At 65.2% G+C, this 22,239-nt stretch carries 19 protein-coding genes; 7 read left to right on the top strand and 12 right to left on the bottom strand.

What is annotated here, in order from left to right; translation table 11 throughout:
• Positions 1-31: 31 nt before the first annotated feature.
• The gene (locus ACF3NP_RS06210; RefSeq protein WP_181888071.1) at positions 32-571 is read left to right on the top strand and encodes an NADPH-dependent FMN reductase; all 540 of its coding nucleotides are present in this window, start codon (positions 32-34) and stop codon (positions 569-571) included.
• Positions 572-593: 22 nt separating this feature from the next.
• On the opposite strand, the gene ACF3NP_RS06205 is transcribed toward ACF3NP_RS06210, so the two are convergent.
• Both ACF3NP_RS06205 and pth (ACF3NP_RS06200) read right to left on the bottom strand, forming a co-directional pair.
• Entirely contained in the window at positions 594-1,136 is a 543-nt protein-coding gene (locus ACF3NP_RS06205) for a DUF6891 domain-containing protein (protein WP_392398476.1), read from the bottom strand.
• 10 nt (positions 1,137-1,146) lie between these two features.
• Positions 1,147-1,725, bottom strand: coding sequence for an aminoacyl-tRNA hydrolase (gene pth, locus ACF3NP_RS06200; RefSeq protein WP_181888073.1), 579 nt, complete (start codon positions 1,723-1,725; stop codon positions 1,147-1,149).
• Here pth (ACF3NP_RS06200) and ACF3NP_RS06195 point away from each other — a divergent pair.
• Together ACF3NP_RS06195 and ACF3NP_RS06190 are read left to right on the top strand one after the other, a co-directional pair.
• On the top strand, positions 1,724-2,614 hold the full coding sequence (locus ACF3NP_RS06195; protein ID WP_236883384.1) for an NAD(P)H-dependent flavin oxidoreductase: 891 nt from the start codon (positions 1,724-1,726) through the stop codon (positions 2,612-2,614). The genes pth (ACF3NP_RS06200) and ACF3NP_RS06195 overlap by 2 nt on opposite strands.
• Before the next feature lie 23 nt (positions 2,615-2,637).
• Positions 2,638-2,949, top strand: coding sequence for a hypothetical protein (locus ACF3NP_RS06190; RefSeq protein WP_181888074.1), 312 nt, complete (start codon positions 2,638-2,640; stop codon positions 2,947-2,949).
• Here the strand turns inward: ACF3NP_RS06190 and ACF3NP_RS06185 are convergent.
• Both ACF3NP_RS06185 and pth (ACF3NP_RS06180) read right to left on the bottom strand, forming a co-directional pair.
• The gene (locus ACF3NP_RS06185; RefSeq protein ID WP_181888075.1) at positions 2,946-3,740 is read right to left on the bottom strand and encodes a fumarylacetoacetate hydrolase family protein; all 795 of its coding nucleotides are present in this window, start codon (positions 3,738-3,740) and stop codon (positions 2,946-2,948) included. The genes ACF3NP_RS06190 and ACF3NP_RS06185 overlap by 4 nt on opposite strands.
• Before the next feature lie 5 nt (positions 3,741-3,745).
• On the bottom strand, positions 3,746-4,303 hold the full coding sequence (gene pth / locus ACF3NP_RS06180; protein ID WP_392398475.1) for an aminoacyl-tRNA hydrolase: 558 nt from the start codon (positions 4,301-4,303) through the stop codon (positions 3,746-3,748).
• A 121-nt stretch (positions 4,304-4,424) separates the two neighbouring features.
• Between pth (ACF3NP_RS06180) and ACF3NP_RS06175 the strand changes: the two genes are divergently transcribed.
• The 3 genes from ACF3NP_RS06175 (at position 4,425) to ACF3NP_RS06165 (ending at position 11,901) form a co-directional block, all read left to right on the top strand.
• Positions 4,425-6,773 carry a hypothetical protein gene (locus ACF3NP_RS06175; RefSeq protein WP_392398474.1) on the top strand — a complete coding sequence of 783 codons (2,349 nt, stop codon included), beginning with the start codon at positions 4,425-4,427 and terminating at the stop codon, positions 6,771-6,773.
• Between the two features lie 62 nt (positions 6,774-6,835).
• Entirely contained in the window at positions 6,836-8,206 is a 1,371-nt protein-coding gene (locus tag ACF3NP_RS06170; RefSeq protein ID WP_392398473.1) for a carboxypeptidase-like regulatory domain-containing protein, read from the top strand.
• Positions 8,206-11,901 carry a Rib/alpha-like domain-containing protein gene (locus tag ACF3NP_RS06165; protein WP_181888079.1) on the top strand — a complete coding sequence of 1,232 codons (3,696 nt, stop codon included), beginning with the start codon at positions 8,206-8,208 and terminating at the stop codon, positions 11,899-11,901. Before ACF3NP_RS06170 ends, ACF3NP_RS06165 begins: the two co-directional genes overlap by 1 nt.
• A gap of 70 nt (positions 11,902-11,971) precedes the next feature.
• Here the strand turns inward: ACF3NP_RS06165 and ACF3NP_RS06160 are convergent, their stop codons facing one another.
• From ACF3NP_RS06160 to ACF3NP_RS06125, 8 genes are all read right to left on the bottom strand, one after another.
• Entirely contained in the window at positions 11,972-12,622 is a 651-nt protein-coding gene (locus ACF3NP_RS06160; RefSeq protein WP_181888080.1) for a 50S ribosomal protein L25/general stress protein Ctc, read from the bottom strand.
• Between the two features lie 132 nt (positions 12,623-12,754).
• Entirely contained in the window at positions 12,755-14,089 is a 1,335-nt protein-coding gene (locus tag ACF3NP_RS06155) for an MFS transporter (RefSeq protein WP_392398472.1), read from the bottom strand.
• Positions 14,079-15,095 (bottom strand): histidinol-phosphate transaminase, encoded by a 1,017-nt coding sequence (gene hisC / locus ACF3NP_RS06150; protein ID WP_181888082.1) that lies wholly within the window; start codon positions 15,093-15,095, stop codon positions 14,079-14,081. Before hisC ends, ACF3NP_RS06155 begins: the two co-directional genes overlap by 11 nt.
• A complete protein-coding gene (locus ACF3NP_RS06145; RefSeq protein WP_392398471.1) occupies positions 15,092-16,441 on the bottom strand; it encodes an amino acid permease in 1,350 nt (449 codons plus the stop codon). The genes hisC and ACF3NP_RS06145 overlap by 4 nt, the downstream gene beginning before the upstream one ends.
• 3 nt (positions 16,442-16,444) lie before the next feature.
• The gene (locus ACF3NP_RS06140) at positions 16,445-16,891 is read right to left on the bottom strand and encodes a hotdog fold thioesterase (protein ID WP_181888084.1); all 447 of its coding nucleotides are present in this window, start codon (positions 16,889-16,891) and stop codon (positions 16,445-16,447) included.
• A 76-nt stretch (positions 16,892-16,967) separates the two neighbouring features.
• Positions 16,968-17,945 carry a ribose-phosphate diphosphokinase gene (locus tag ACF3NP_RS06135; RefSeq protein ID WP_181888085.1) on the bottom strand — a complete coding sequence of 326 codons (978 nt, stop codon included), beginning with the start codon at positions 17,943-17,945 and terminating at the stop codon, positions 16,968-16,970.
• A gap of 4 nt (positions 17,946-17,949) precedes the next feature.
• Positions 17,950-19,335, bottom strand: a complete 1,386-nt coding sequence (gene glmU / locus ACF3NP_RS06130; RefSeq protein ID WP_236883450.1) for a bifunctional UDP-N-acetylglucosamine diphosphorylase/glucosamine-1-phosphate N-acetyltransferase GlmU — start codon at positions 19,333-19,335, stop codon at positions 17,950-17,952.
• A gap of 116 nt (positions 19,336-19,451) precedes the next feature.
• Positions 19,452-20,678: an MFS transporter gene (locus tag ACF3NP_RS06125; RefSeq protein WP_181888087.1), complete on the bottom strand. Its 1,227-nt coding sequence runs from the start codon at positions 20,676-20,678 to the stop codon at positions 19,452-19,454.
• A gap of 20 nt (positions 20,679-20,698) precedes the next feature.
• Between ACF3NP_RS06125 and ACF3NP_RS06120 the strand changes: the two genes are divergently transcribed.
• Positions 20,699-22,225 (top strand): multicopper oxidase family protein, encoded by a 1,527-nt coding sequence (locus ACF3NP_RS06120; protein ID WP_236883385.1) that lies wholly within the window; start codon positions 20,699-20,701, stop codon positions 22,223-22,225.
• The last annotated feature ends 14 nt before the right edge of the window (positions 22,226-22,239 follow it).

The following is a 22,239-nucleotide window of genomic DNA, read 5'->3' as shown; positions in this document are numbered from 1 at the left end:
GACGCACCTCCGGCCAAGTACAGTCGTGCCCATGACAACAATCGGAGTGTTTCTTGGATCTGTACGCTCTGGCCGCATCGGCGAGCACATCGGTGCCTGGGTGATGGACGCCGCCGCCGAGCGCGACGCGGACTACCGCCTGCTCGACCTGGCCGATTTCGACGTGCCGCACCTGGTTGCGGAGGTCGTGCCTGGTGCGGCGAACAAGCAGTACGACGACCCTGCCGTCACCGCCTGGTCCGAGGCGGTGGACGCCTGCGACGGGTTCGTCTTTGTCACCCCGGAGTACAACCACTCCATCCCGGGCACGATGAAAAACGCCTTTGACTCACTGTTCGGAGAGTGGGCGGGCAAGCCGGTGGCGTTTGTGAGCTACGGCGGCGACGGCGGCGTGCGCGCGGTGGAGCACTGGCGCCAGATTGTGGCGAACCTGTCCATGCGCGGCATCCGCAACCAGGTCGCGCTGGACATTTTTGGCGAGGACGTTGAAGACGGCGAGCTCGCCCCGCGCGAGGACAAGCAGGCGGCGCTGACGCGCGCGCTGGATGACCTGGAGGCCGAGCTGGGCTAGTCCGTGAGCGGGAGCTCGAACTTCAGGCCGCTGCACTCGATGCGCGCGGTGTGCGAGCCGTTCCACTCGGGGACAACCCGACCTCTTCGAGCGCGTCGACGACAGCCTGGCCGATCTCCGCGTCGGATTCGTCGCCGGGGTTGTCCATGGAGCTGAAGCCGAAGTAGAGCTCGCCGGTATGGATGACGTTGTCCACGTCCTGCATGGTGCAGTAGGCGTAGCCTTTATGCCCGTCTTCGCGGGCGACGTCGGCGCCGTCTTCAGCGGCCTCGCCCATGTCGTAGCCCTCGTCGAAGGAGAAGGCGAGGTCGCGCTTGGCCAGGGCGTCGCGCAGCGCTTCGATGCGCTTGGCGTCCTCGGAGGCTTCGGGGACTACGCGGGCGTATTCGTCCCGGACCTCTTCGAAGACGGACACGGGGACCCCGTCGTCTTCGAGTCCGGCGGTGATCATGTCTGCGCTCCAGCCGTGGCAGAGCTGGAGGCAGATTTCGCTGGTGGTTTCGTCGGGTTCGTAAAGGCCTTCTGCGGGTGGGTATTTGCTGTCGAACATGGCATGGCGTGTCATGCCCCACAACCTACCGTGTTGCGTGGATCACGTTCTGTGCTTTGGCTAGGCCTTCGCTGACAATCAACTGCACGGCCTTTGCGGCGAGCGCGACCTGGCCGGAGATGTCGCCGTCGATGGGGGAGAGCACCCAGTCCGGTACCGCCATGCCCTGCGGCGGGCGCCCGATGCCCATGCGCACGCGCAGGTAGTCGCGGGTGCCCAGGTGCTCAGTGATGGATTTCAGCCCGTTGTGGCCGTTTTCGTTACCGCCGAGCTTTACGCGCACTTTCCCGGCGGGCAGGTCCAGCTCGTCGTGCACCACGATGATGCGCTCCGGCGTAACCCCCAGCTCCTTCGCCAGCGGGCCGACGGCCTCGCCGGTGGTGTTCATGTACGTCGTCGAACGCGCGTAGGCCACCCCATCGCGCACCTGTACCAGCGCCTTGATCCCCGGCACCGGCGCGAGTTCGCCGGCCAACTCGTCGACCGCCATATACCCCACGTTGTGCCTGGTGGCGGTGTATTTCGCGCCCGGGTTGCCCAGTCCCACCACGAGCCACTGCGCCTCCAACTGGGGGGTGCGTCTGCGCCTGAAGAATCCGAACATGACGCATACTCTAGCCATGGAGTTTCCACGCGTGATCGCAGCACCCATGGCCGGCGGGCCGTCCACGCCCGCGCTCGTCAACGCGGTGAGCTTCGGCTTCATCGCGCTCGGCACTTGCACCGTCGCCCAGGCCCGCGAGTGGCTCGCCACGTGCGAGCCGCCGTTCGGCGCCAACCTTTTCGTGCCGCAGCGAGAGCCAAAGCTTGACGACGTCCTCACGGTCGCCCGCCGCCTCCACAAAGAAGTCCCGGAAGTTTCGTCCGACTACGCGGAGAAGTTCGCGCTCGTACTCGATGCTGCGCCGGCGGTGGTCTCGTCCACGTTCGGCTGCTTCACCGAAGACGAGATCGCCAAGCTGCACGCCGCGGGCTCGGAGGCGTGGGCGACGGTGACCAACCCCGCCGAGATCGCCGAGGCTAAGCGCCGCGGCGTCGACGGCGTGATCGTCCAGGGCCCGCGCGCCGGCGGCCACCGTGCAACCTGGGACCAGCACGAGGACCCGGACCAGCGGACGTTGGAGGAACTGCTCGCGCTGGCGGACGGTCCTTTGATCGCGGCGGGAGGGGTGCGGGGACCGGAGGACGTCGCAAAGCTTGGCGTCCCTGTCGCCTGCGGCACCGCATTTCTGCTCGCGGACGAGGCCGGCACCAGCGTGCGCAACCGCGAACTGCTGCGCACGGACGCGCCCGCGGTGGTCTCGCGCGCGTTTTCCGGGCGGTGGGCGAGCGGGGTGGAAACCGCGTTCACCCGCGAGCACCCGGACCTGCCGCCGACCTACCCGTACCTGCGCCCCATGACGAAGGGCAACGACTACTGCCTCGTCGGCGCGGACCGCGGCGAGCTCATTACCGCGCCGGCGCGTGAAATCGAGCGGATGCTAACGCCCTAGCTGGCCGGGGCGATGTTAGGGGCATGAAACTTTCCAAGATTGCCATCGCCACCGCAACCACCGGCGCCCTCGCGATGGGCGCGCTCGCCCCAGCCGCCCCCGCAACTCCTGTTTCACACGATGTCGCGTACAGCGGCAGCGCTTGGGGGCTCTACAGCTTCCTCATGACCAACATCATGAACGGGCTCGATCAGATCAACGGCGGCGCGGACAAGCACCCGACCGAGAAGTTCGGTGGGGTCATGCTCAGCGCGTTGCCGCTGGCTATCCTGCTGCTCCCGCTGCAAATGATCGCCGAGGCAGAGGTCCGCCTGCTGGACCAGCTCGGCCGCTAATACACCCGCGTGGTGTTCTCGATCGCGCCCAGGCCTTCGATCTCCACGCGCACCGTGTCGCCGTTAGCGAGGTAGCGCTTCGGGTTGCGGGCGTGTCCCACGCCGGCGGGGGTGCCGGTGGCGATGACGTCGCCCGGCTCGAGCGGGTAGAGGTGCGAGATGAACTCCACCAGCTTCGCCGGCGTGAACACGAGGTCGTCGGTGGGGGCGTGCTGCATCACTTCGCCGTTGACGGTGGTGGTAATCGCAGGCCCCGGCTGCCACTCGGTGTCTAGCCACGGGCCGAAGCCCGCGGTCTTCTCCAGCGACTTGCCCTGGTGCCACTGCTGCGTGCGCTTTTGAAAGTGACGCTGGGTGTAGTCGTTGATCACCGAGTATCCCGCGATGTGCTCGGCGCCGTTGGTTGCGTGGCGGGCGCGGGTGCCGACGATCACCGCGAGCTCGCCCTCAAAATCCAGGGTGTCGGCGTTGAAGCTGGGCACCTCGGCGTCGTCGTGGGCGCCGATGAGCGCCTCCGGGTACTTGATAAACAAAGTCGGCACGTCCGGCTGCTCGTGTCCCATCTCCGCGATGTGCTTGGCGTAGTTCAGTCCCACGCAGATGATCTTGCCGGGGCGCGGGATCACCGGCGCGAGGTCGCCCGGGGTGAAGGTGATCTCCTTGCCTTCCTCGAAGGTGTCGTCGCGCAAAAGCTTTCCGACGTCCTCCGCGCCCAACGTCACCGCCCTTCCCTCGCCGATAACGCGGGCGGCGGTGGTGGTGTCTCCGGTCCTGATCGTGGCAAGCTTCATGCGCGCTAGCCTATCGCGCGCAGGATTGCGTCCGCCGCGTCCGCCGACGCGATAGCCAAGTCCACCTGCTCCTTCGCGCTGAATGGTTTGAGCACGTAATCCGCCGGGGCCATCCGTCCGGGCGGGCGGCCGATGCCCACCGCCACCTTGTTGTATGGCTTGCCGCCGAGGGATTTCGTGATGGATTTCAGCCCGTTGTGCCCGTGGTCGCCGCCGCCGAGGCGCAGCTTCACCTCGCCGAGCTCCAGATCCAGCTCGTCGTGCACCACGTACAGGTCCTCCGGCTGCACGCTGAAGTAATCCATCAGCGCTTTGATTGGCCCGCCGGAGACGTTCATGAAGGCGCGGGTGCGTGCGAGGACCGCATGGTCGTCGTCAAGCAAACGCCCCTTCGCAAGCTCGGCGATCTCCGTGTTCGTGCGCTTGTGCACCGCAAGCTGCGCCGGCATGGGCGTGGCGCGGCCGAGCAGCTCCTCCACGACGAAGATGCCCGCGTTGTGCCGCGTGGCCGCGTACTGCGGGCCAGGGTTGCCGAGGCCGACGATCAAGATAGTCACGGCCACGAGGGTACAGATGCATATAACTTGGGAATTGAGTTGTGGGAAGCTGTGAGTGGTCGTATTTTTGTCTTGACGTTTTATCTCGGCCACCACGAAGGGCGCAACCATGCGTACACCCAGAAAAATGCTCACAATCGCGCTGTGCGCGGGACTTATCTCGGCGGGAGCGCCCGTCGCCAACGCGGCGATTGAACAACGTCCCAACGGCTTCAGCGTGACCAACCCGGTATCGGACACGGGCGGCATCGTCTCCGCATTTTTCGAACCGGGAGCCTGGTCCAACTACACATACCTTCACCCGGCCTCCGGCGTGCAGCGGCTGAGCCCGGACCTGTACTTCCTGGCCAGCATGAATAGGCAGGTCAGCTTCGACTCAGGCACCACCACCAAGTCCAAGCGCGGCGACACGATGGTGTTTGTTACCCGAGACAACCAGGCCGGCGCGGAGGTCACGCGCGAGATCACGGTCCGCGGCAACGCCGTCGACGTCGCGATAGCCATGAAGAACACCGGCAGCTCTCCGGCGTGGGCGAACCTGGACATCATCCACCAGATCCGGAACTGGCCGGAAGAGCTTGGCGCGCGAACGGATGGCTCCGGTGCCATCACCGTCGCCCCAGCTAGCGGTCAGGGCTACGAGGTCACCGCCGAATTCCACGGTGCGCAACGCACCTCAGCCGCAGCAACGGTCGGCGATTTCGTCGCCGGTACGGATGCCACCACGAATGCCCCTGTTCAGGGCGGCGAATGGAACAACACCCGGCTCGCCCCAGGAGATACCCTCCGCGCCGCAGCCACATTCACCACCCGCATGCTCCCCGGAGCGCTGGACCGCGACGGTGACGGCTTGCTCGACGAATGGGAGACGCGCGGCTACCCGCTCCGCGACGGCACCGTGCTGCCGTTGAACCGCTGGGGCGCGGACCCGGACCGCAAAGACGTATTCCTGCAGCTGAACTGGATGAAGTCCGAGTGGGAAGACAAAGGATGCGACCGGGCGAACCGGTATGCGGCGTCAGGTCCCGAGCTGGAGAAGTTCCTCCACTGCTCTGAGCTGAACACCAACTCGTACCGTCCTACCATCGCGACGCTGACGAAACTGGAGGACCTGTTCGCCGACCACGACATCGCCCTGCACATTGACGCAGGTGAGCTGTACAAAAGCGCGGACATGATCGGCTACAGCGAAACTCACGGCGGCAAGACCGAGTCTTACAGGGAAGGGTTCTTCAACGATGGAGAGAACCGTGGCCTAGCGTTGCAGGATCTCCGCGATGAGCTGCTTGGGGACCGCGCAGGTGTGTTCTACGCCGGCCTCATCGGCGACAAGAAGGCGGAAGGAGAGCGGTCCTCCGGCGAAGGTCTGGTCAAGGACGGCGCGTTCTTCGTAGCGAAGGGCGCCGGGCTGAACTCCCAGGACCTGTTGGGTAAGACCATCCTGCACGAGTTCGGCCACAATCTGGGATTGAGCCACTACGGCATCAACGGTCGCCCGGCCGGTGTGGCGGACAATCAGTTCCTGCCGAACTACAGGTCCTCGATGAATTACCTCTACCAGTTCCGCGAGTTCAACTTCTCTGAAGGTGAGTCCCGCAACGCAGATTCGATTACTGACATCTGCCGCCCGTTCTTCTGTTTCCTGGGTGACTACTCTGTTCCCGCCGACTGGGAGAGCTTGGATTTCCGCGGCGCCAACAAGGGCGTCAACGTCGCGCGCCGTTACGTGGAGGATTCCGAGGTGCAAGCGCCGGAGCCGAAGGTCCACAACCACGACGAGACGGTGCGGGAGCTGGCAATCGCCGCAGCTGACAAAAACGAAGGCAAGGCGGGATTCGAGCTATCTACCACCGATGACAGCGGCATTGTGACTCTGCGAAATGACAACGTGCTGCACGGCAAGCTGACCAACCTCGGCCTGGACGCCGCCAAGTTCACCGTGACAACGCGATTTGAAAACGGCGGCAGCGACACGCAGACCATCGTTGCACCGGGCGTGCTCAAGGAAGGCTCGGCCACGGATGTGCGGATCCCCGTGCCCAACGCCGCCGCGCTTCGCGGCCCGAAGACCCGCGTCGCGGTGGAGATCCGGAACGACAAACGTGAGTTGGTCTACTCCGAGTACTTCGATGTGTCGGTGCTCGACTACACCAAGGCCGAGGCTGATAAGGCGTTGAAGGAACTGGAGAAGTCCAACGCTTCCAAGAAGACGAAAGACAAGGCTCGCGCTCGCTTGAGCGTCGCAGCAACCCCGAAGCCAAGCGTGACGACGAGCTCCGCCCAGCCCGCCCCAACCCAAAAACCGACCCCCTCCGCCGTGCCTGCACCGCAGAAGCAGAACGGCAATGCGAAGAGCGAGTCCGGCAGTTCCACCGGCGGCATCCTCGCGATCATCTTGGCGGTGCTCGGCCTGCTCGGCGCCGGCGCCTACGCCGTGACCCAGGGCTACGTCCAGATCCCGGGCCTGAACTTCTAGCGAGAAAAGAGAAGACTGTGATGAAGAAAAGGTATCGACGCCTCGGAGCTTCCCTCGCTGCTGTGACGTTTTCAACGGCCCTCGTTGTCGCCCCAGTGGCGGATGGCGAGGTGCCATCTGACTGTGCGACCGAACGGGAGGGAGAAGCGCCCGCCACGACTTGGGGAGGTAGCAACCTATGGGCAGTAAATGTCTACGGAGATCAATCCACCTTCGGTTCTGCGTCAGTGCCGATTAACACGGTGAAACTCACGGTACGGGGAGCGACGCAAGGCGAGTTTCCGGCTCACGCCACATACGGAGTGCGAACTAACGTCAATGCGGAGTACGTCGACGCCCCTGGTTACGGCGGTGTGGACGCAGACGGCAACCCGACACTGTACGTCTTTATCCCGGAGACCTACACCACGGATATCCAGACACTGCAGATACAGTTCGACGATCCAGGGCAAGAGCTGCCCAAGGGACGTACTGGCACCTCCGCAACCCTGTACACAGCTCCTGCATCCCAGGTGTCGTTGAAAACGTTTGATGAATTCGGTGAGCCCGCCCAGCTGATCCCAGCTTCGATCGCTTTCGAGGAGTTTACGTTTCCAGCGTCGCGCCACGACAACGCCGGCACCATCTATTTCGATCACCTACCTGCGTGCAAGCCCGTAACGGTGAAGTTTGATACGCCGAAGTTTTCCAAGTACCTCGCTCCCGTGTCCGTCTCCTCTGACGGCCTTTCCCCTGCGAATACGACAGATCTTGGTACGCACACTATTCGCTTCGAACGGGGCGAGTTCACTGCGTCCATACTGGGCACGGACGGTCAGCCGATCGCCGGACAGTCGGTGCGAGTGGAAGGACCCGGCGGGATTCAGACGCTCACCACAAACGATGCGGGGCGGTTCGACTTGACCGAGGCACAGCCTGGCGCATACACGCTCAGTGCCGAATCCAACGGCTCCACGCTGCAAAAAACTCTATTTGTGAAACCGGGTGAAAGCCGGTCGGTGTCAGCAAGATTTGCAGCAGCACCTGTCTCCGGCACTCAAGCGATAACCACCGTTACTTCGACCGTCGCAGCTGAAACGACCGTAACGCCGGCGCCCGTGACGGTGCAGAGCATGGCGACCGTGACTGAGACCGTGCTTTCTACCACCACGACGAGTCGAACTGTCCCAGCGACGGTCCACACCGGAGAGCCAGTAACTGTCACGTCGACCGCGCATGTGGCGATCACTTCAACAGCACCACGCCCGGTGGTCACACGCACCGCAAGCGCCACAACGACGACTGAAAAAGTCGTGGTCGATCCCAACGGTCGAGTGGTGCTTACTGCGCTTGCAGTGGTGGCAACTCTGGGTGGGGCAGTGGCAGCGGTGTTAGGCAGCATTCCGGGACTTGATGTCCAGCAGCTCGCAGCACGAATCGAAGGCGGAAAGTAATGACAAACCGGAATCATGTTCGCGCGCTTGCTGTAGCGCTGGCTGTGGGATTGGTTGGTTCGTCGACGAGCGTGATTGCAGCGGAAGCAGACGCGCAGGAGTACGTGAACCGGAGCGCAGACGCGGTCAAGCACATCCAACGAGGATCGACGCAGGCAGAGTCGGTCAGTGACGTAGACGATTTCTTTTCAGTCGATGCAATCGATTCGGGGGAAGTCAGCCGCATCGCAGAACTCGCCGAGTTGGACCACATAGTGCATGGGCGAATCTCCGACGTCGACGGATACTCCAGCGGAGAGTTCATCTACTTCCAATGGGTGGACCGTGACGGCCAGCTTTCACCGCTGTACACCGCGAGATCCCATGCGCTTGAAGGAATCGAAGGCTATTTCGCCATTGCAGTTCCGGATTGGGTGGATGCCACAGGTAGGATCCACCGGTTCAACGCAACCCGTGACCAGCAGGTCCAACTGGATGCGTACGTTCCGTATCGCCACCAGCAGCGCGTGCTTGCAGGTAGTCAAACAACCCCTTACGCGTTTTTCACACCGGGTTCCCGTGAAGTGAACCTCCAGATTGTGGACGGAGGGGCGTTTCATAACCGCACTGACGCTTTGATCGCGGAGTTCGACTCAACGCAGTTGCCTGCGAAAGCGGGACAAACAGCTCATGGTTTGCGATGGTGGCAAGGCAACGCACAGTCGGTTAAAGATCAAGCAGTCAACGGGGAGACCATCGGCTACCGCTGGCGCAACGAAACCACCGGCCGCACGATTTCCAGGTGCGACGAGGAGCGCACCGTCACCAACGCAGACGGGACCGAGTCCGTAGTTCAGTTGACCGACGCGGAGCGCAACAACTGCGCCACGATCCAGATCCCGAATACGGCTAAGCGCGGTGATGTGTACTCGTTCGAGTTGCTCGCCAACGGCACGGTGGTCTCCCACGAAAGCTTTATCGTCACTGGCGAGCTGAACGAACGGGACGACTTTCTGTTTGGCAGCGAACGGCTGCTTGGCAAGCAGCAACGGGTGGTCGAGTTTGGCCGGTTCCGTGACGGATTCAATCGCGCTGAGACTGTGTTTGCGCCGCGGGCTGTACCTGGCATTGACGTGTCGGTGGACAACGGAACGATCTATGTCTCCCCGAATAACGATCTCGGCAACGCCACTCCGGACGTTTTTGACGCGACCGTCGACGTTTCCTTCTACAACTCCGGTGGTTCGAGGCCAGCGAAGCAACCGATCTTGCTCGACACCGACCGCGACGGCAACGCCGACATTTACGACCCGGATGATGACGGAGATGGTGTACTCGACACCATCGAAATCGCTGATAACTCGAACAAGAAGGATGCGCTGTCCGCAAACATCGTGATCAGCGCCGATCTTCCGGAGGCGCTTCAGGGGCAGCGCTACGTCGCGCGGGTCGAAGCTGACAACGTGCCACGAGATGCTCAGCTCGAATTAGTTTCCACCATCCCCGGGGTGTCCTACAACGCCAACGCTGGCGTGCTCGAGGGCACACCGACGCAAACAGGCACTTTCCCGGTAACCTTCCGTGCGTCGTCCTACACTCAGGCGGTCACTAACGGGAGCGGCGAGCCATTCGAACAGACTGTTGGACGGCTCGTTGTCCGGCCGGCAACCACTACGGTGGCGCTGACGACCACCTCGCAGGTGACAACCACTGCGCCAACTCCGACGGAAACTGCCAGCGTAACGACCACTCGGACCACGACACACCCAGCCACGGTAACCCAGGAGGTTTCCAGCCCTGCGCTGACGTTGCGGCCAACGATGGCGCAAATTGTGACGTCGACGAGCACTACGACGGTCACTCCGGCGCCGACGATCAGCGAAGTAACGCCGGCGCCGTCGACTACTACCGTCACCTCCACCCAGACCGAGTTCGACCGCCCGGTTGTCCGCGCGGGGGAGCAGACGTCCATCGAGGTTCCGGGGACGCAGGTTGCGCCGAGCGCGAACACTCCAGACTGGGTGTCGGCGCAGCCTGACGGCCGCATTGACCTCGCTCCGCCGCGCGACACACCGGCGGGCGATTACAACGTCGAGGTCGTCACGCCTGACGGCCGCCCCGCCGTCGTGCCGGTTCGTGTGGCGCCGGCACCCACCTCGTCTGAGCGGGCGGTGGTCAGGGCAGGCGAGCAGACGTCAGTCAAGAGCGCACAAACCGCCCCAACCCAGGGCGAGGCGTTCACACCAGGCAAGAACACCCCGGAGTGGGTGACCGTGAACCCCAGCGGGCAAATCGATTTCAAGCCGCCGCGCGACGTTGAGCCGGGCGAGTACAAAGTCGAGGTCGTCGACCCCGCCGGCGAAACGTCCACCGTCACAGTCGAGGTCACCGCGGCTGTGTCCGACGCGGAGCGCTACACCGTCCGCTACGACTTCGCACTTGGACGCCGCGGGCATGAGGCGACGAGCTTCGCCCCGCTTTTCGACGTCACCGAAGGTGGTTACCGCTACCTCAACCAAATTGCGCCGGCCGGCACTACCTATGAGGTGGTGGGCGGTGACGCGACCGTCGATAGGCATGGGCGCGTGACCTTTGCAATCCCGGGCGACGCCGCTGTCGGGGACGTGATCGAGACACGGATCCGCGTCATCTTCCCGGACGGCTCCTCCGTCGAGGTCCCCGCGAAGTTCGAAGTGGCGGAGCAGACGCTTGCCGATGCCGCCTCGCCCCGCTACCTCGACGGAGTGAAGGCTGGGCCGGGCGAGCGAGTCTCGGTCCCGCAGGTGGGTGAGGCCGACGCCGCCGAGTTCTACCTCAAACCCGGGCAGGACCTCAAGGGGTGGGAGGTCATAGTCGATCCGCTGACTGGCGAGGTTCACACCACCGCGCCTGCGACGGATGCGCAGGCGTTGGATGTCGAGGTCATGGCGGTGTTCTCCGATGGCAGCCGCAAGCCCGTGAAGCTCCGCGTCGATGTCGGCGAAGCTGCGGCCGCGGAAACCGAGCCCGCGTTTGCCGAGCAAGTTGCCGGACCGGGCGAGACAGTCCGGATTCCGCAGACGAAGACCATGCCGGAGGGCACGTTCTTCGACATCGCTGACGATGGCGGCCTCGAAGCAGCGATCGATCCTGTCACCGGCGAACTCACGGTGCGCCTGCCTGACGACGCACCCGCCGACGCCACCTACGTCATCGGCGTGAAGACCACATACCCGGACGGAACGGTCGAGATAGTGCCGGTGAAAATCGGCACCGATTCCATCGGTCGCGCCGCTGCGGTGAAGTACCCGTCTGCGTCGTCGGACCAGACGAGTGGAACCGTCACCGCGACGCCGACGGGTGTGCCGGACGGAAGCACGTTCGCGCTGGATCCTGCTTTTAAGGACGCTGACTGGGTGGTGTCCGTTAATAAGAACACCGGTGAGATCACTGCGACGCTGCGAACCGGAATCGTGGGGGAGCGCTCCACCGTGGTGCCGGTGCGGGTGACATTCCCTGACGGTTCCGTTCGCGCGGTACCGGTCGAAATCACAGCGAAGCGCGTTGCGGAGCAGCCGGCGGAAGATGCGCGGTCGGCGCGGTCGTCCGAGGGACCCTGGTGGATAATCGTCCTCGTTGCTTTGCTCGGAGTGCTCGGTATCGGCTGGGCCGCGACCGAGTACCAGGACCAGATCCGTCACTACATTCCGCAGTTCCCAGTGCTGCCTCGCCTGTAACGCCAAGCGGAAAGCCCGCCACCGCGGGGAAGCGGTGGCGGGCTTAGCTGTGTGCGGAAGCGGGGAGGAGTTACTCCTCGTCGCCCTTCTCCTCGGCCGGAGCCTCGGACTCGGCGCCAGCCTCAGCGCCACCTTCCTCAGCGGCCTCGGCCTCAGCCTCGAGGTCCTCGTCAACCTGCTCGAAGGTGACGTTGACCAGCAGGGTCTCCGGGTCGGAGATGAGCTCTGCGCCCTCCGGCAGCTTCACGTCGGAAGCGTGGAGCGTGTCGCCGATCTCCTTGCCCTCGATGGAGACGGTCAGCTCGTCCGGGATGGACAGCGCGTCGATCTCGATCTCCACGTAGTCGGTCTCCTGCAGCACAACTGCGCCCGGAGCGGCCTCGCCCTCGGTGACGACCGGGACCTCGACGGTGACCTTCTCGCCGCGCTTAATGCCGAGCAGGTCGATGTGGTCGATGTCCAGGGTGATCACGTTCTGGTCGATGTGCTTGACCATGGCCAGCAGCTTCTCGCCGTCGAGCTCGAGCTCGACGATGGCGTTGGTGCCGTCGTTACGCACGACTGCGGTCATCTCGATGCGGTCGACCGCGAAGTGGATGTTGTCGATGCCCTTTTCGTACAGGACGCCCGGGATCTTGCCGTCGCGGCGCAGACGGCGTGCGGAGCCCTTGCCGAACTCCTCGCGACGCTCACCCTTGATAACGGTGGGGGTAATAGCCATGTTGTACTCCTTCGTTGGGAAGGGCCACAGGCCTTGCCTGCGACCACTGAACGGATGTGTGCTCGTCGAGTGATCGCAAAAGGATCTCAAAATCGCGTCGATAACGGCCTTTGAAGGCCCTCGCCGAGACTGCTACAGGGTAGCAGCCGGTTTCTGCCACACAAAATGCCCGCTTGCCTGGGCTTGTTCATACTCGTACCCGAGGGGGATGCCGCGGCGCTCGCGCATCAAAAGCGTGACGACGAAGCCCGTGACCGTCGCCGCCATCAAGTACACGGTGATCGCGGCGGTGCCGCCGGTTGCCTCGCGCAGGGCGGCGGCGATGGTGGGGGCGAACGCGCCGCCCAAAATCGCGCCGAGCGCGTACGAGATGGAGGCGCCGGACGCGCGGATGGAGGCGGGGAACAGCTCAGCGTAGAACGCGCCGATCTCGCCGTAGGTCAGCCCCAACCCGACGGTGAGGAAAATCAGCGCCGCGGTGATCTTCGGCAGCGACCCGGTGTTCACCAGCGGAAACAAGGCCAGCACGCCGGCCGCCTGCACCACAAAGCCGATCGCGAGGGTGCGGCGGCGGCCGATGATGTCGGACACCCAGCCCGCGAACGCCGTGGTGCACAGCCAGGTGGCGGCGGAGGCGGTGACGGCCCACAGGATGTCGCCGCGCTCTACGGCGAGCCCTGCCGGGTCGGTGACGTAGTTCTGGATGTAGCCGCCGGTGGTCATGTAGCCCACCGTGCCGTTGGCGGCGAAGATCAACGCCGCGGCGATAACGAGCCCCGCGTGGTGCTTGAACAGGGAGCCGACCGGGTTGTGCGCGCCGACCTCGCGCATTTCCTCCACCACCGGCGATTCGTCGACGCCCGTGCGGATCCACCAGCCCAACACCGTCAACCCGACGGAAAGCAAAAACGGCACGCGCCAGCCCCACTGCATGAACGCTTCGCCGGGGGCGATGATGGTCATCAGCGCCAGCACGCCAGAGGACAGCAAGAGCCCTGCCGGCACGCCCACCTGGGGCCCGGCGCCGTAGAGTCCGCGCTTGTTGTCCGGCGCGTGCTCCACGGCCAAAAGCACTGCCGAGCCCCATTCGCCGCCGGCGGACGTGCCTTGCAGGATGCGCAGGACCACCAGCGCGGCCGGCGCGAGCCAGCCGGCGGTTGCATACGTGGGCAAAAGCCCGATCAGCGCGGTGGCGGTGCCCATGGTGAACAGCGTGACCATGAGCACGCCGCGCCTGCCCAGCCGGTCGCCGAAGTGGCCCGCCAGCACCGCCCCCAATGGGCGGAACAGAAAGGACAGGCCGACGGTGAGGAAGCTGGCGATCGTCGCCGCCGCAGGCCCGAGCGGGCCGAACATCACCTTGTTAAACACCAGCCCTGCCACGGCGGCGTAGAGGAAGTAGTCGTACCACTCGATGGCGGTGCCGATGGTCGTGGCCGCGATGACGCGGCGGCGCTCACTGCGCACGGGAAAACGCCTCCAATAGCGCGTCGGTTTCTTCCGCGTTGGTCACGGTCACACGGATGCCCTCGGGGAAGACGCGCACCAGCACGCCCTCTGCGGCGAGCCGGTCCGCCAGCTCCTGGCCAGCGCCGGGCAACCACACAAAGTTCGCTTGGCTTTCTGCGAGCCCAAGCTTTGCGACGACACGGCTCCGCTCGGCCACGGTGCCGTCGATACGCGCACGCAACTCGTCTGAAGCCGCAAGTGACGCGAGTGCCGCGACCTGCGCGACGGAGCTGACGGAAAACGGCACCGCCACCTTGTTCAGCGCCTCGATAACGACCTGCGGGCCGAAGGCGTAGCCGATGCGCGCGCCCGCCAGCCCGTACGCCTTGGAGAAGGTGCGCAGCCCCACGACGTTGGGGTAGCGGTTGATGACTTCGGTGGCGACGGGGGTGTCGGCGGCCTGGTTGTACTCGAAGTAGGCCTCATCGAGCGTGACCAGCACGTCTGCGGGGACCGCGTCCATGAACGCGGCGAACTCGGCGTCCGTGACGGTGGTGCCGGTGGGGTTGTTCGGGTTGCACACGAAGATGAGCTTCGTGCGCTCGGTGACGGCCGCGGCGAGGGCGGGCAGGTCCACCCGGTGGTCGGCGGTCAGCGGCACCGGCACAGGGGTCGCGCCGGCGATCTGGGCGAAGATGGGGTAGGCCTCGAAGCTGCGCCACGGGAAGGCCACCTCGTCGCCCGGGCCCGCGGCGGCGGTGACCAGCTGCTGGCACAGGGCGGACGAGCCGGTGCCCACCGCAACCTGCTCGGGCGCCACGCCGAGGTGCTCAGCCAGCGCCGCGCGAAGCTGCACCGCGCCCATGTCCGGGTAGCGGTTCACCTGGAACAGCGAATCCTGCATCGCTTCAAGCACGCTGGGCAGCGGACTCTCGGCGCATTCGTTGGAGGACAGCTTGATGGCGCGTTCGTCGCGCACGCCCGGAACATACGCGGGCAGCGAGTCAAGGTCGGGGCGGATCATGCGTGGCTCCTCTGCGTGGTCAGTGAGATCAGGCCCAGCACGATGATCCAGCCGGTCAGCGTGGCAAGGCCCATGCGGTATTCCGGAAGAATACCCATCAGCACGAGCACGAGGACGAAAAACACGATGCACACCCAGTTGGCCACCGGGTAGAGCGGGGCGGGGAAGGTCGCGCTCTTGGATGTCTTGCGGAAGTTCAGGTGCGAGATGCAGATGCCCACCCAGGTGATCAGCTCGGTGCCGACGATGATGGCCAGCAGCACCGCGAAGATCTTGCCTTCGAAGAAGAAGTTCAGGATGACCACGGTGCCCATCAGGGCGGCGTCGAAAAGCAGGGCTTTGGTGGGCAGCCCCTTCGCGCTGGTGGCGGCGAACGCGCGGGGCGCCTGGCCGTTGCGGGCGAGGTCGCGCAGCATGCGCGCGCCCGAGTACGTCATGGTGTTGAGCACCGAGAACACCGCCACCACAATGACCACGTTGAGCGCCGTGGCGGCGGGGCCGAAGCCGACGCCGGACAGCACGCGGATGAACGGGCTCTCGTTGGATCCCTGCTCGTTCCACGGCGCGAGCAGCAAGATGGTGCCGATGCCGCCGAGGTAGAACACCAGAATGCGCCACACCACGGAGTTCACGGCGCGCGGGATGGCCTTTTCCGGATTGTCCGCCTCGCCGGCGGCGGTGCCGATGGACATGATGCCGCCGAACGTGAACGTCACCGCCACCAGCGCGAACAGCACGCCGGAGACGCCGTTGGGCATGAACCCGCCGTGGTCGGTGATGTTGGACAATCCGATCGCCTCGTCCGGGCCGAGACCCACCACGAGCGCGAACCCGAGCACGATCATGAGCACGAGCGCCGCGACCTTGATCAAGGACAGCCAATACTCCGTCGCGGCGAACACGCGCACGTTGAACAGGTTCAGCGCCACCACCACCAGCAGCGTCACCAGCGCGGTGACCCAGTGGGGCAGTCCGGGGAACCAGTAGTCCAGGAACGTGCCCATGGCGGTCAGCTCCAGCATGCCCACCACGACGGTGGTGAACCACCAGTTCCAGCCGGTGATGAAGCCGGCCACCGGCCCGATGAACGCGCGCGAGTACGCCGCGAACGACCCGGAGACCGGGTGCTCGACCGCCATCTCGCCGAGCATGCGCATGAGGAAGTACACGATCACGCCGACAAGCGCGAACGAGATCAGCACCGCGGGCCCGGCGTACTGGATCGATCCGGCGGAGCCCAAAAACAGGCCCGTGCCTATCGACGAACCAAAGGCAATCATCATCAATTGCCTACTCTTGACGCTCCTGTTCAGCCCCTGTTCTTGCAGGCTGTCGTTCTGGCTCACGGTTTAGTTTCCTGTCGGTGGTCGGGTGGTGGTGCGGGACATGCCGCGGAATTCGGCGATGGCGGTGTCGCCGTCGTAAAGCGTGACGTCCGAAAGCCCGTTTCTGCCCCACGTGTGGCGCTCGCGCGCGACGCCGCGGATGGTGCGGCCCATCTTCGCGGGCGCGAGGTAGATCATCTCGGACTGCGCGCTGACGGTCGGGTCGGTTCGCCGCGAGTTGCACGCGCCGCCGAACAGCGCGTCGGCGAAGGTGAACAGCACGCCGCCCTGGCACACGCCGAAGCCGTTGGCGTGGCGTGCCTCCACCGTGAACTCGCCCTCGGCCACACCCGGCTCAAGCCGCGTGATGGTGGCGCCGAGGTACTCCAGGGTGGCGTCGTTGTCGAACATGGATTTCGCGTGCTCGAGGTCGGGGGTGAAATCCACCGACGGGGCGTAGCGCTCGTACATCCTTATTCCTTCCCGTATGCGTGAAGCCGGGGCAGCGCAAGTGCTGCCCCGGCTGAGTCCCGGCGAACCGCGGCGTTTACGCCTGACCCTCGAACAGGGTGGTCACGGAGCCGTTTTCAAAAATCTCGTGGATCGTCTTGGCCAGAAGCGGCGCAATGGAGAGCACCGTGAGGTTGCTCCAGCCTTCGGTGTCCTGCGGCAGGGTGTCGGTGGTGATGACTTCCTCGGCGCCGCAGTCGCTGAGGCGCTCGCGTGCCGGGTCGGAGAACACGCCGTGGGTGCAGGCGATGACCACGGACTTCGCGCCGGCCTCCTTGAGCACGCCGACGGCGCCGGCGATGGTGCCGCCGGTGTCGATCATGTCGTCCATGAGGACGCAGTCCTTGCCGTCGACGTCGCCGACGACGCGGTTGGACACGACCTTGTTCGCGGCGTCGATGTCGCGGGTCTTGTGCACGAACGCCATGGGGGCGTCGCCGAGCATGTTGGCCCACTTCTCCGCCGACTTCACGCGGCCGGCGTCGGGGGAGACCACCACGAGGTTGTCCAGCGGGTACTTGGACTTGATGTAGTCCACCAGGATCGGCTGGGCGTGCATGTGGTCCACCGGGCCGTCGAAGAAGCCCTGAATCTGGTCGGTGTGCAGGTCCACGGACACGATGCGGTCCGCGCCGGCGGCGGTGAGCAGGTCCGCGATCAGGCGGGCGGAGATCGGCTCGCGGCCGCGGTGCTTCTTGTCCTGGCGGGCGTACGGGTAGAACGGCAGGATCGCGGTGATGCGCTTAGCGGAGCCGCGCTTGAGCGCGTCGATCATGATCAGCTGCTCCATCAGCCACTTGTTCAGAGGCTGGGCGTGGGACTGCATGACAAAGCAGTCGGCCCCGCGGACGGACTCTTCGAAGCGGATGAAGATCTCGCCGTTGGCGAAGTCGCGCGCGGTGGTGGGCACCAGCTCGATGCCGAGCTCTTTGGCCACGGCTTCTGCGAGGTCCGGGTGGGCGCGTCCGGTGAAGACCTTGAGGTCCTTGTGGTTTTCGGTGGAGTAACCAGTCATGAAATTAACCCTCTCGCTTCGCGTTTTTCGCAGCCTCTGCCGCTTCGGTGCCCGGGCGGCGGTCTTCCACCCAGCCTTCGATGTTGCGCTGGCGGCCTTCCTTGATGGCGAGCGCGCCGGCGGGCACATCTTCCGTGACCACTGTACCCGCGCCGGTGTAGGCACCATCACCGATGTTCACCGGTGCGACGAACATGGTGTCGGAGCCGGTGCGGCAGTAGTCGCCGATGGTGGTGTGGTGCTTGTTCACGCCGTCGTAGTTGGCAAACACGGAGCTTGCGCCGATGTTGGAGTGCTTGCCCACGGTGGCGTCGCCGATGTAGGTCAGGTGCGGCACCTTGGAGCCTTCGCCGATCTTGGCGTTCTTGGATTCGACGAAGCCGCCGAGCTTGCCGCGGGCGCCGAGTTCGGTGCCGGGGCGGATGTAGGTGAACGGGCCGACGGTGGCTTCCTCGCCGATGACGCCGAGTTCGCCCTGGGTGCGCACGACGGTTGCGCGGGCGCCGACTTCCATGTCGGTCAGGGTGGTGTCGGGGCCGACTTCGGCGCCGTCGCCGATGACGGTGGAGCCCCACAGCTGGGTATTCGGGTGGATGACCACGTCGCGGCCGATTTCCACCTCGACGCCGATCCAGGTGGTGTCCGGGTCGATCACGGTCGCACCGTTTCGCATTGCGTTCTCGACGAGCCTGCGGTTGAGCTCCTTGCCGGCCTCCGCCAGCTGCACCCGGTCGTTCACGCCGGCGAGCTCGCGGGCGTCGGGGGCGGTAAACGCGGTGACCCGGAGGCCGTCGTTACGCGCGATGCTCAAAACATCGGTGATGTAGAACTCGCCCTGGGCGTTGTCCGGGGTGACGCGCGTGAGGGCGTCGCGAAGCACCTTGCCGTCGAAGGCGAACACGCCGGAGTTGACCTCGCGGACTTTGCGCTGCTCGTCGGTGGCGTCCTTTTCCTCCACGATCTCGAGGACGTCGCCGGCCTCGCCGCGGATGATGCGGCCGTAGCCGGTGGGGTTGTCGAACTCGAGCGAGAGCACGGTAACCGCCGCGTGCTCGGACTCATGCTTGTCGACGAGCGCCTGCAGGGTCTCCGGGGTCAGAAGCGGCACGTCGCCGTTGGTGACCACCACGGTGCCGTCGAAGTCCGGGATTGCGGAAAGGCCCACCTGCACCGCGTGGCCGGTGCCGTTTTGCTCCTCCTGGACGGCCTGGCGGATCTCCACGTGCATCTGCTCGGCGATCTGCTCCACGGCCGGGGCGACCTGGTCGCGCTGGTGGCCGACAACCGCAACCAGGTAGTTGGGGTGCACACCGGCGGCCGCGTGCAGGGAGTGAGACAGCAGGCTGCGCCCGCCGATCTCGTGCAGCGTCTTCTGGCGGTCGGACTTCATGCGGGTTCCGGCGCCGGCCGCAAGCACGACAACGGCACGTTCGAAGTGGGTAGGCACTCGAATGCTCCTTGATTTATAGGGTGTTGAGCGGTTTTTGTCGGCCCCAAGCATAACGCCTAGGCGGCGGCCGCCGAGACTTCTTTCAGGTTCCGCGCGCCGAAAACGCCGGCGTAGCCCACGACGGCCAGGAAGATGAGCGCCGCCTGCGGCCCGAGCACCGCAATCGCCGACGACATCGCGCCGACAACCAGCAGCACAATGCCCATCACGGTGTTGGAGGCGCCGGTGATCATGGTGCGCTTGTCGCCGTCGGCCATGTCCACCAGGTACGTCTTGCGGCTCACACGCACCGCGGTGTGCGCGAGGTTGACCAGGAAGAAGCCCAGCGGCATGACCCAGGCGTTCACCCCGGCCGGCGCGAGGCGGGCGCTGAGAACGAGGGCCACGATCACGGTCGAAGCGATACCCGCGGCCCAGGCCATCGTGCTTTTCGACGACCTGTCGGACAACCTGCCCGACACCCTGCCGCCCAGAAGCGACGCGCCGCCGGAGGCGATGATGAACGCGCCGAGGCCGGTCAGGTCCGCGCCCTCGTTGCCGGCCATGACCACGATGAACGGGGTGGACAGGGCGGTGACCAGCATCAGCGAGCGCACCACCAGGAACTTCTGCAGGTCCCGGTCGCTTTTGACCAGCGCCCACATCTGCCTCATGCTCTGGCCGTCCTTGGCCTCGGGTTCGGCTTCCGGCTCCTCGATCCCGCTAAAGACCAGCGACGCCAGCGCCCACGTGGAAGCGCCCACGGCGAGCAGCGCAGCGAGTGCCCACTGCGGCAGGTTGTTCGGCAAAAACGTGAGAATCAGGCCGATGGCGAGCGTGAACGCGCCGGCCAGGGCGGTGGCGCGGCCGGTGATGCCGCCGCGGCGGCCCTTGGAAATCGTGCGGCCCTGCACGTCCTTGCCCGCCAGCGAGCACAGGGAGCGGAACAGCGCATGGGCGGCAAGCAAGATCAGGATGGCGGCGCCGAGCGGAGTGCCGTCGAGAAGCAATGCACTCAACGCAATGAGCCCCGCGGCGATGGCTTGGCCCCACGAACCGATGAGCCACACGCGTTTGCGGGAGCGCTTCGAGGTGACCCACGGGCTCAAAAACGCCTGCGGCAGCATCGAGCCGGATTCGCGGATGGGCACGAGGAACGAGGTCATCACCGCCGGCACGCCCGCGGCGCCGAAGAGCCACGGCAGCACCGTCTTCGGCGCGACAACCTGATCGCCGATGTTTTGCAGGCCGTTAGACCAGATGAACCGGCGTGCGTTGCGTTCCTCGCGTTGATCGTTATGCATACAGCGGATAGTAGGGTCGAATGAGAGTATCAGCGAACCGGGAGGCGGACATGGCAATGAGCAGACGCACGTTTTTCAGGGGCACACTTTTCGCGACGGCGGCGCTGGCCGCGGCAGCGACGGGCACGGCGTGCTCGGAGTCCTCGCAAACCAAGCCGCTGGGCGCGGACGACGAGGCGCGCCCGCTGCGCATCCCGCCGCTGTACGAGGGCGAGCTCGACGGCAACGTTCGCCGCTTCGAGCTGACCGCGCAGGAAGGCGAGTTCGAGATCGTGCCCGGCACCATGACCAAAACCTGGGGCTTCAACGGCCCGTACCAGGGCCCGACGCTGTACATGCGCCGCGGCGAGGAAATCGACATGACGGTGCACAACGAACTGCCGGAGCCGACCGTCGTGCACTGGCACGGCCTGCACCTCCCGGCGACCGCCGACGGCGGGCCGGCGCTCATGTTCGATCCGGGGAAGTCCTGGTCGCCGTCGTGGACCGTGGACCAGCCGGCCGCGACCTGCTGGTACCACCCACACCCGCACGAGAAGTCCGCCGTCCATGCCTACCGTGGCCTTGCCGGGGGCCTCGTGCTTGACGACGATGACTCCGCCTTCCCCGGCCTCCCCAACGAATACGGGGTAGACGACATCCCCGTGATCATCACCGACGCCAACTTCACCGAAGACGGCCAGCTGGACGAGGACAACGGCTGGGTCGGCTCCACCGTCATGGTCAACGGCATGACCAAGCCGCGCTTCGAGGCGACCACCCGACGCGTGCGCCTGCGCGTGCTCAACGGCGCGACGATGCGTTTCCACCACCTGTCCTTGGGCAAGCCGTTCCACGTGGTGGCCACGGACCAGGGATTCCTGGACGCGCCGGTCGAGGTCGACGGCGTGCTGCTCAGCGCCGGCGAGCGCGTGGAGATCGTGGTGGACCTTGAGCCGGGCAAGGACCTGAAGCTGCGCAGCGACGGTGTCCCGGACCTGGGCGGCATGCCGGATAAAGAAACCGCGGAGATGTTCGGCTTCACCGACAAGTTCGACCTGCTGGAGATCGCTGCGCCGTCGGACGACGCACCCGAGGTGTCTGAGCTTGCGGATTCGCTGGCGCCGTTCGAGGTGCCTGACGCGGATTCTGTCGAGGTGGAGCGCGATTTCCGCATGAACGGCACCGAGATCAACGGCAAGACCATGGACATGACCCGCGTGGACTTCACTGTGGACCACAAGGGCCCAGAGATCTGGCACGTGACCAACGAGAACGACGACATGGCTCACAATTTCCACATCCACGACGCGCGCTTTGCCGTCATCGGCGTGGAAAACGGCGAGCTGGAGTTCACCACCGGCTGGCACGACACCATCACCGTCCCGCCGCTGGCCACGGTGAGCCTGCTCGTGGAGATGGGCTACTACCCGGACCCGAGCCTGGCGTACATGTACCACTGCCACATGCTCAACCATGAAGACAGCGGCATGATGGGCCAGTTCGTCATCGTCGAGCCTGGCCAGGAGGCGGACCTGGATCTGCCCGCCGGCCACGGCGGGAACTAGCGGGCAGCGGGGTT

The sequence above is a fragment of the Corynebacterium lehmanniae genome (assembly GCF_043161975.1).
GTDB lineage: Bacteria > Actinomycetota > Actinomycetes > Mycobacteriales > Mycobacteriaceae > Corynebacterium > Corynebacterium lehmanniae.
The sequence above is the reverse complement of the archived record's forward strand: the minus strand, read 5'-3'. Positions and strand labels throughout refer to the sequence as shown.

Bases quoted from the DNA above. Each gene is read 5' to 3' on its own strand.
- glmU (WP_236883450.1), bottom strand. From the start codon at position 19,335: ATGAAGTCCGACCGCCAGAAGACGCTGCACGAGATCGGCGGGCGCAGC.
- ACF3NP_RS06135 (WP_181888085.1), bottom strand. From the start codon at position 17,945: ATGACTGGTTACTCCACCGAAAACCACAAGGACCTCAAGGTCTTCACC.
- ACF3NP_RS06205 (WP_392398476.1), bottom strand. From the start codon at position 1,136: ATGACACGCCATGCCATGTTCGACAGCAAATACCCACCCGCAGAAGGC.
- ACF3NP_RS06120 (WP_236883385.1), top strand. From the start codon at position 20,699: ATGAGAGTATCAGCGAACCGGGAGGCGGACATGGCAATGAGCAGACGC.
- ACF3NP_RS06210 (WP_181888071.1), top strand. From the start codon at position 32: ATGACAACAATCGGAGTGTTTCTTGGATCTGTACGCTCTGGCCGCATC.
- ACF3NP_RS06190 (WP_181888074.1), top strand. From the start codon at position 2,638: ATGAAACTTTCCAAGATTGCCATCGCCACCGCAACCACCGGCGCCCTC.
- ACF3NP_RS06175 (WP_392398474.1), top strand. From the start codon at position 4,425: ATGCTCACAATCGCGCTGTGCGCGGGACTTATCTCGGCGGGAGCGCCC.
- pth (WP_181888073.1), bottom strand. From the start codon at position 1,725: ATGTTCGGATTCTTCAGGCGCAGACGCACCCCCCAGTTGGAGGCGCAG.
- ACF3NP_RS06195 (WP_236883384.1), top strand. From the start codon at position 1,724: ATGACGCATACTCTAGCCATGGAGTTTCCACGCGTGATCGCAGCACCC.
- ACF3NP_RS06160 (WP_181888080.1), bottom strand. From the start codon at position 12,622: ATGGCTATTACCCCCACCGTTATCAAGGGTGAGCGTCGCGAGGAGTTC.
- ACF3NP_RS06140 (WP_181888084.1), bottom strand. From the start codon at position 16,891: ATGTACGAGCGCTACGCCCCGTCGGTGGATTTCACCCCCGACCTCGAG.
- hisC (WP_181888082.1), bottom strand. From the start codon at position 15,095: ATGATCCGCCCCGACCTTGACTCGCTGCCCGCGTATGTTCCGGGCGTG.
- ACF3NP_RS06125 (WP_181888087.1), bottom strand. From the start codon at position 20,678: ATGCATAACGATCAACGCGAGGAACGCAACGCACGCCGGTTCATCTGG.
- ACF3NP_RS06165 (WP_181888079.1), top strand. From the start codon at position 8,206: ATGACAAACCGGAATCATGTTCGCGCGCTTGCTGTAGCGCTGGCTGTG.
- ACF3NP_RS06185 (WP_181888075.1), bottom strand. From the start codon at position 3,740: ATGAAGCTTGCCACGATCAGGACCGGAGACACCACCACCGCCGCCCGC.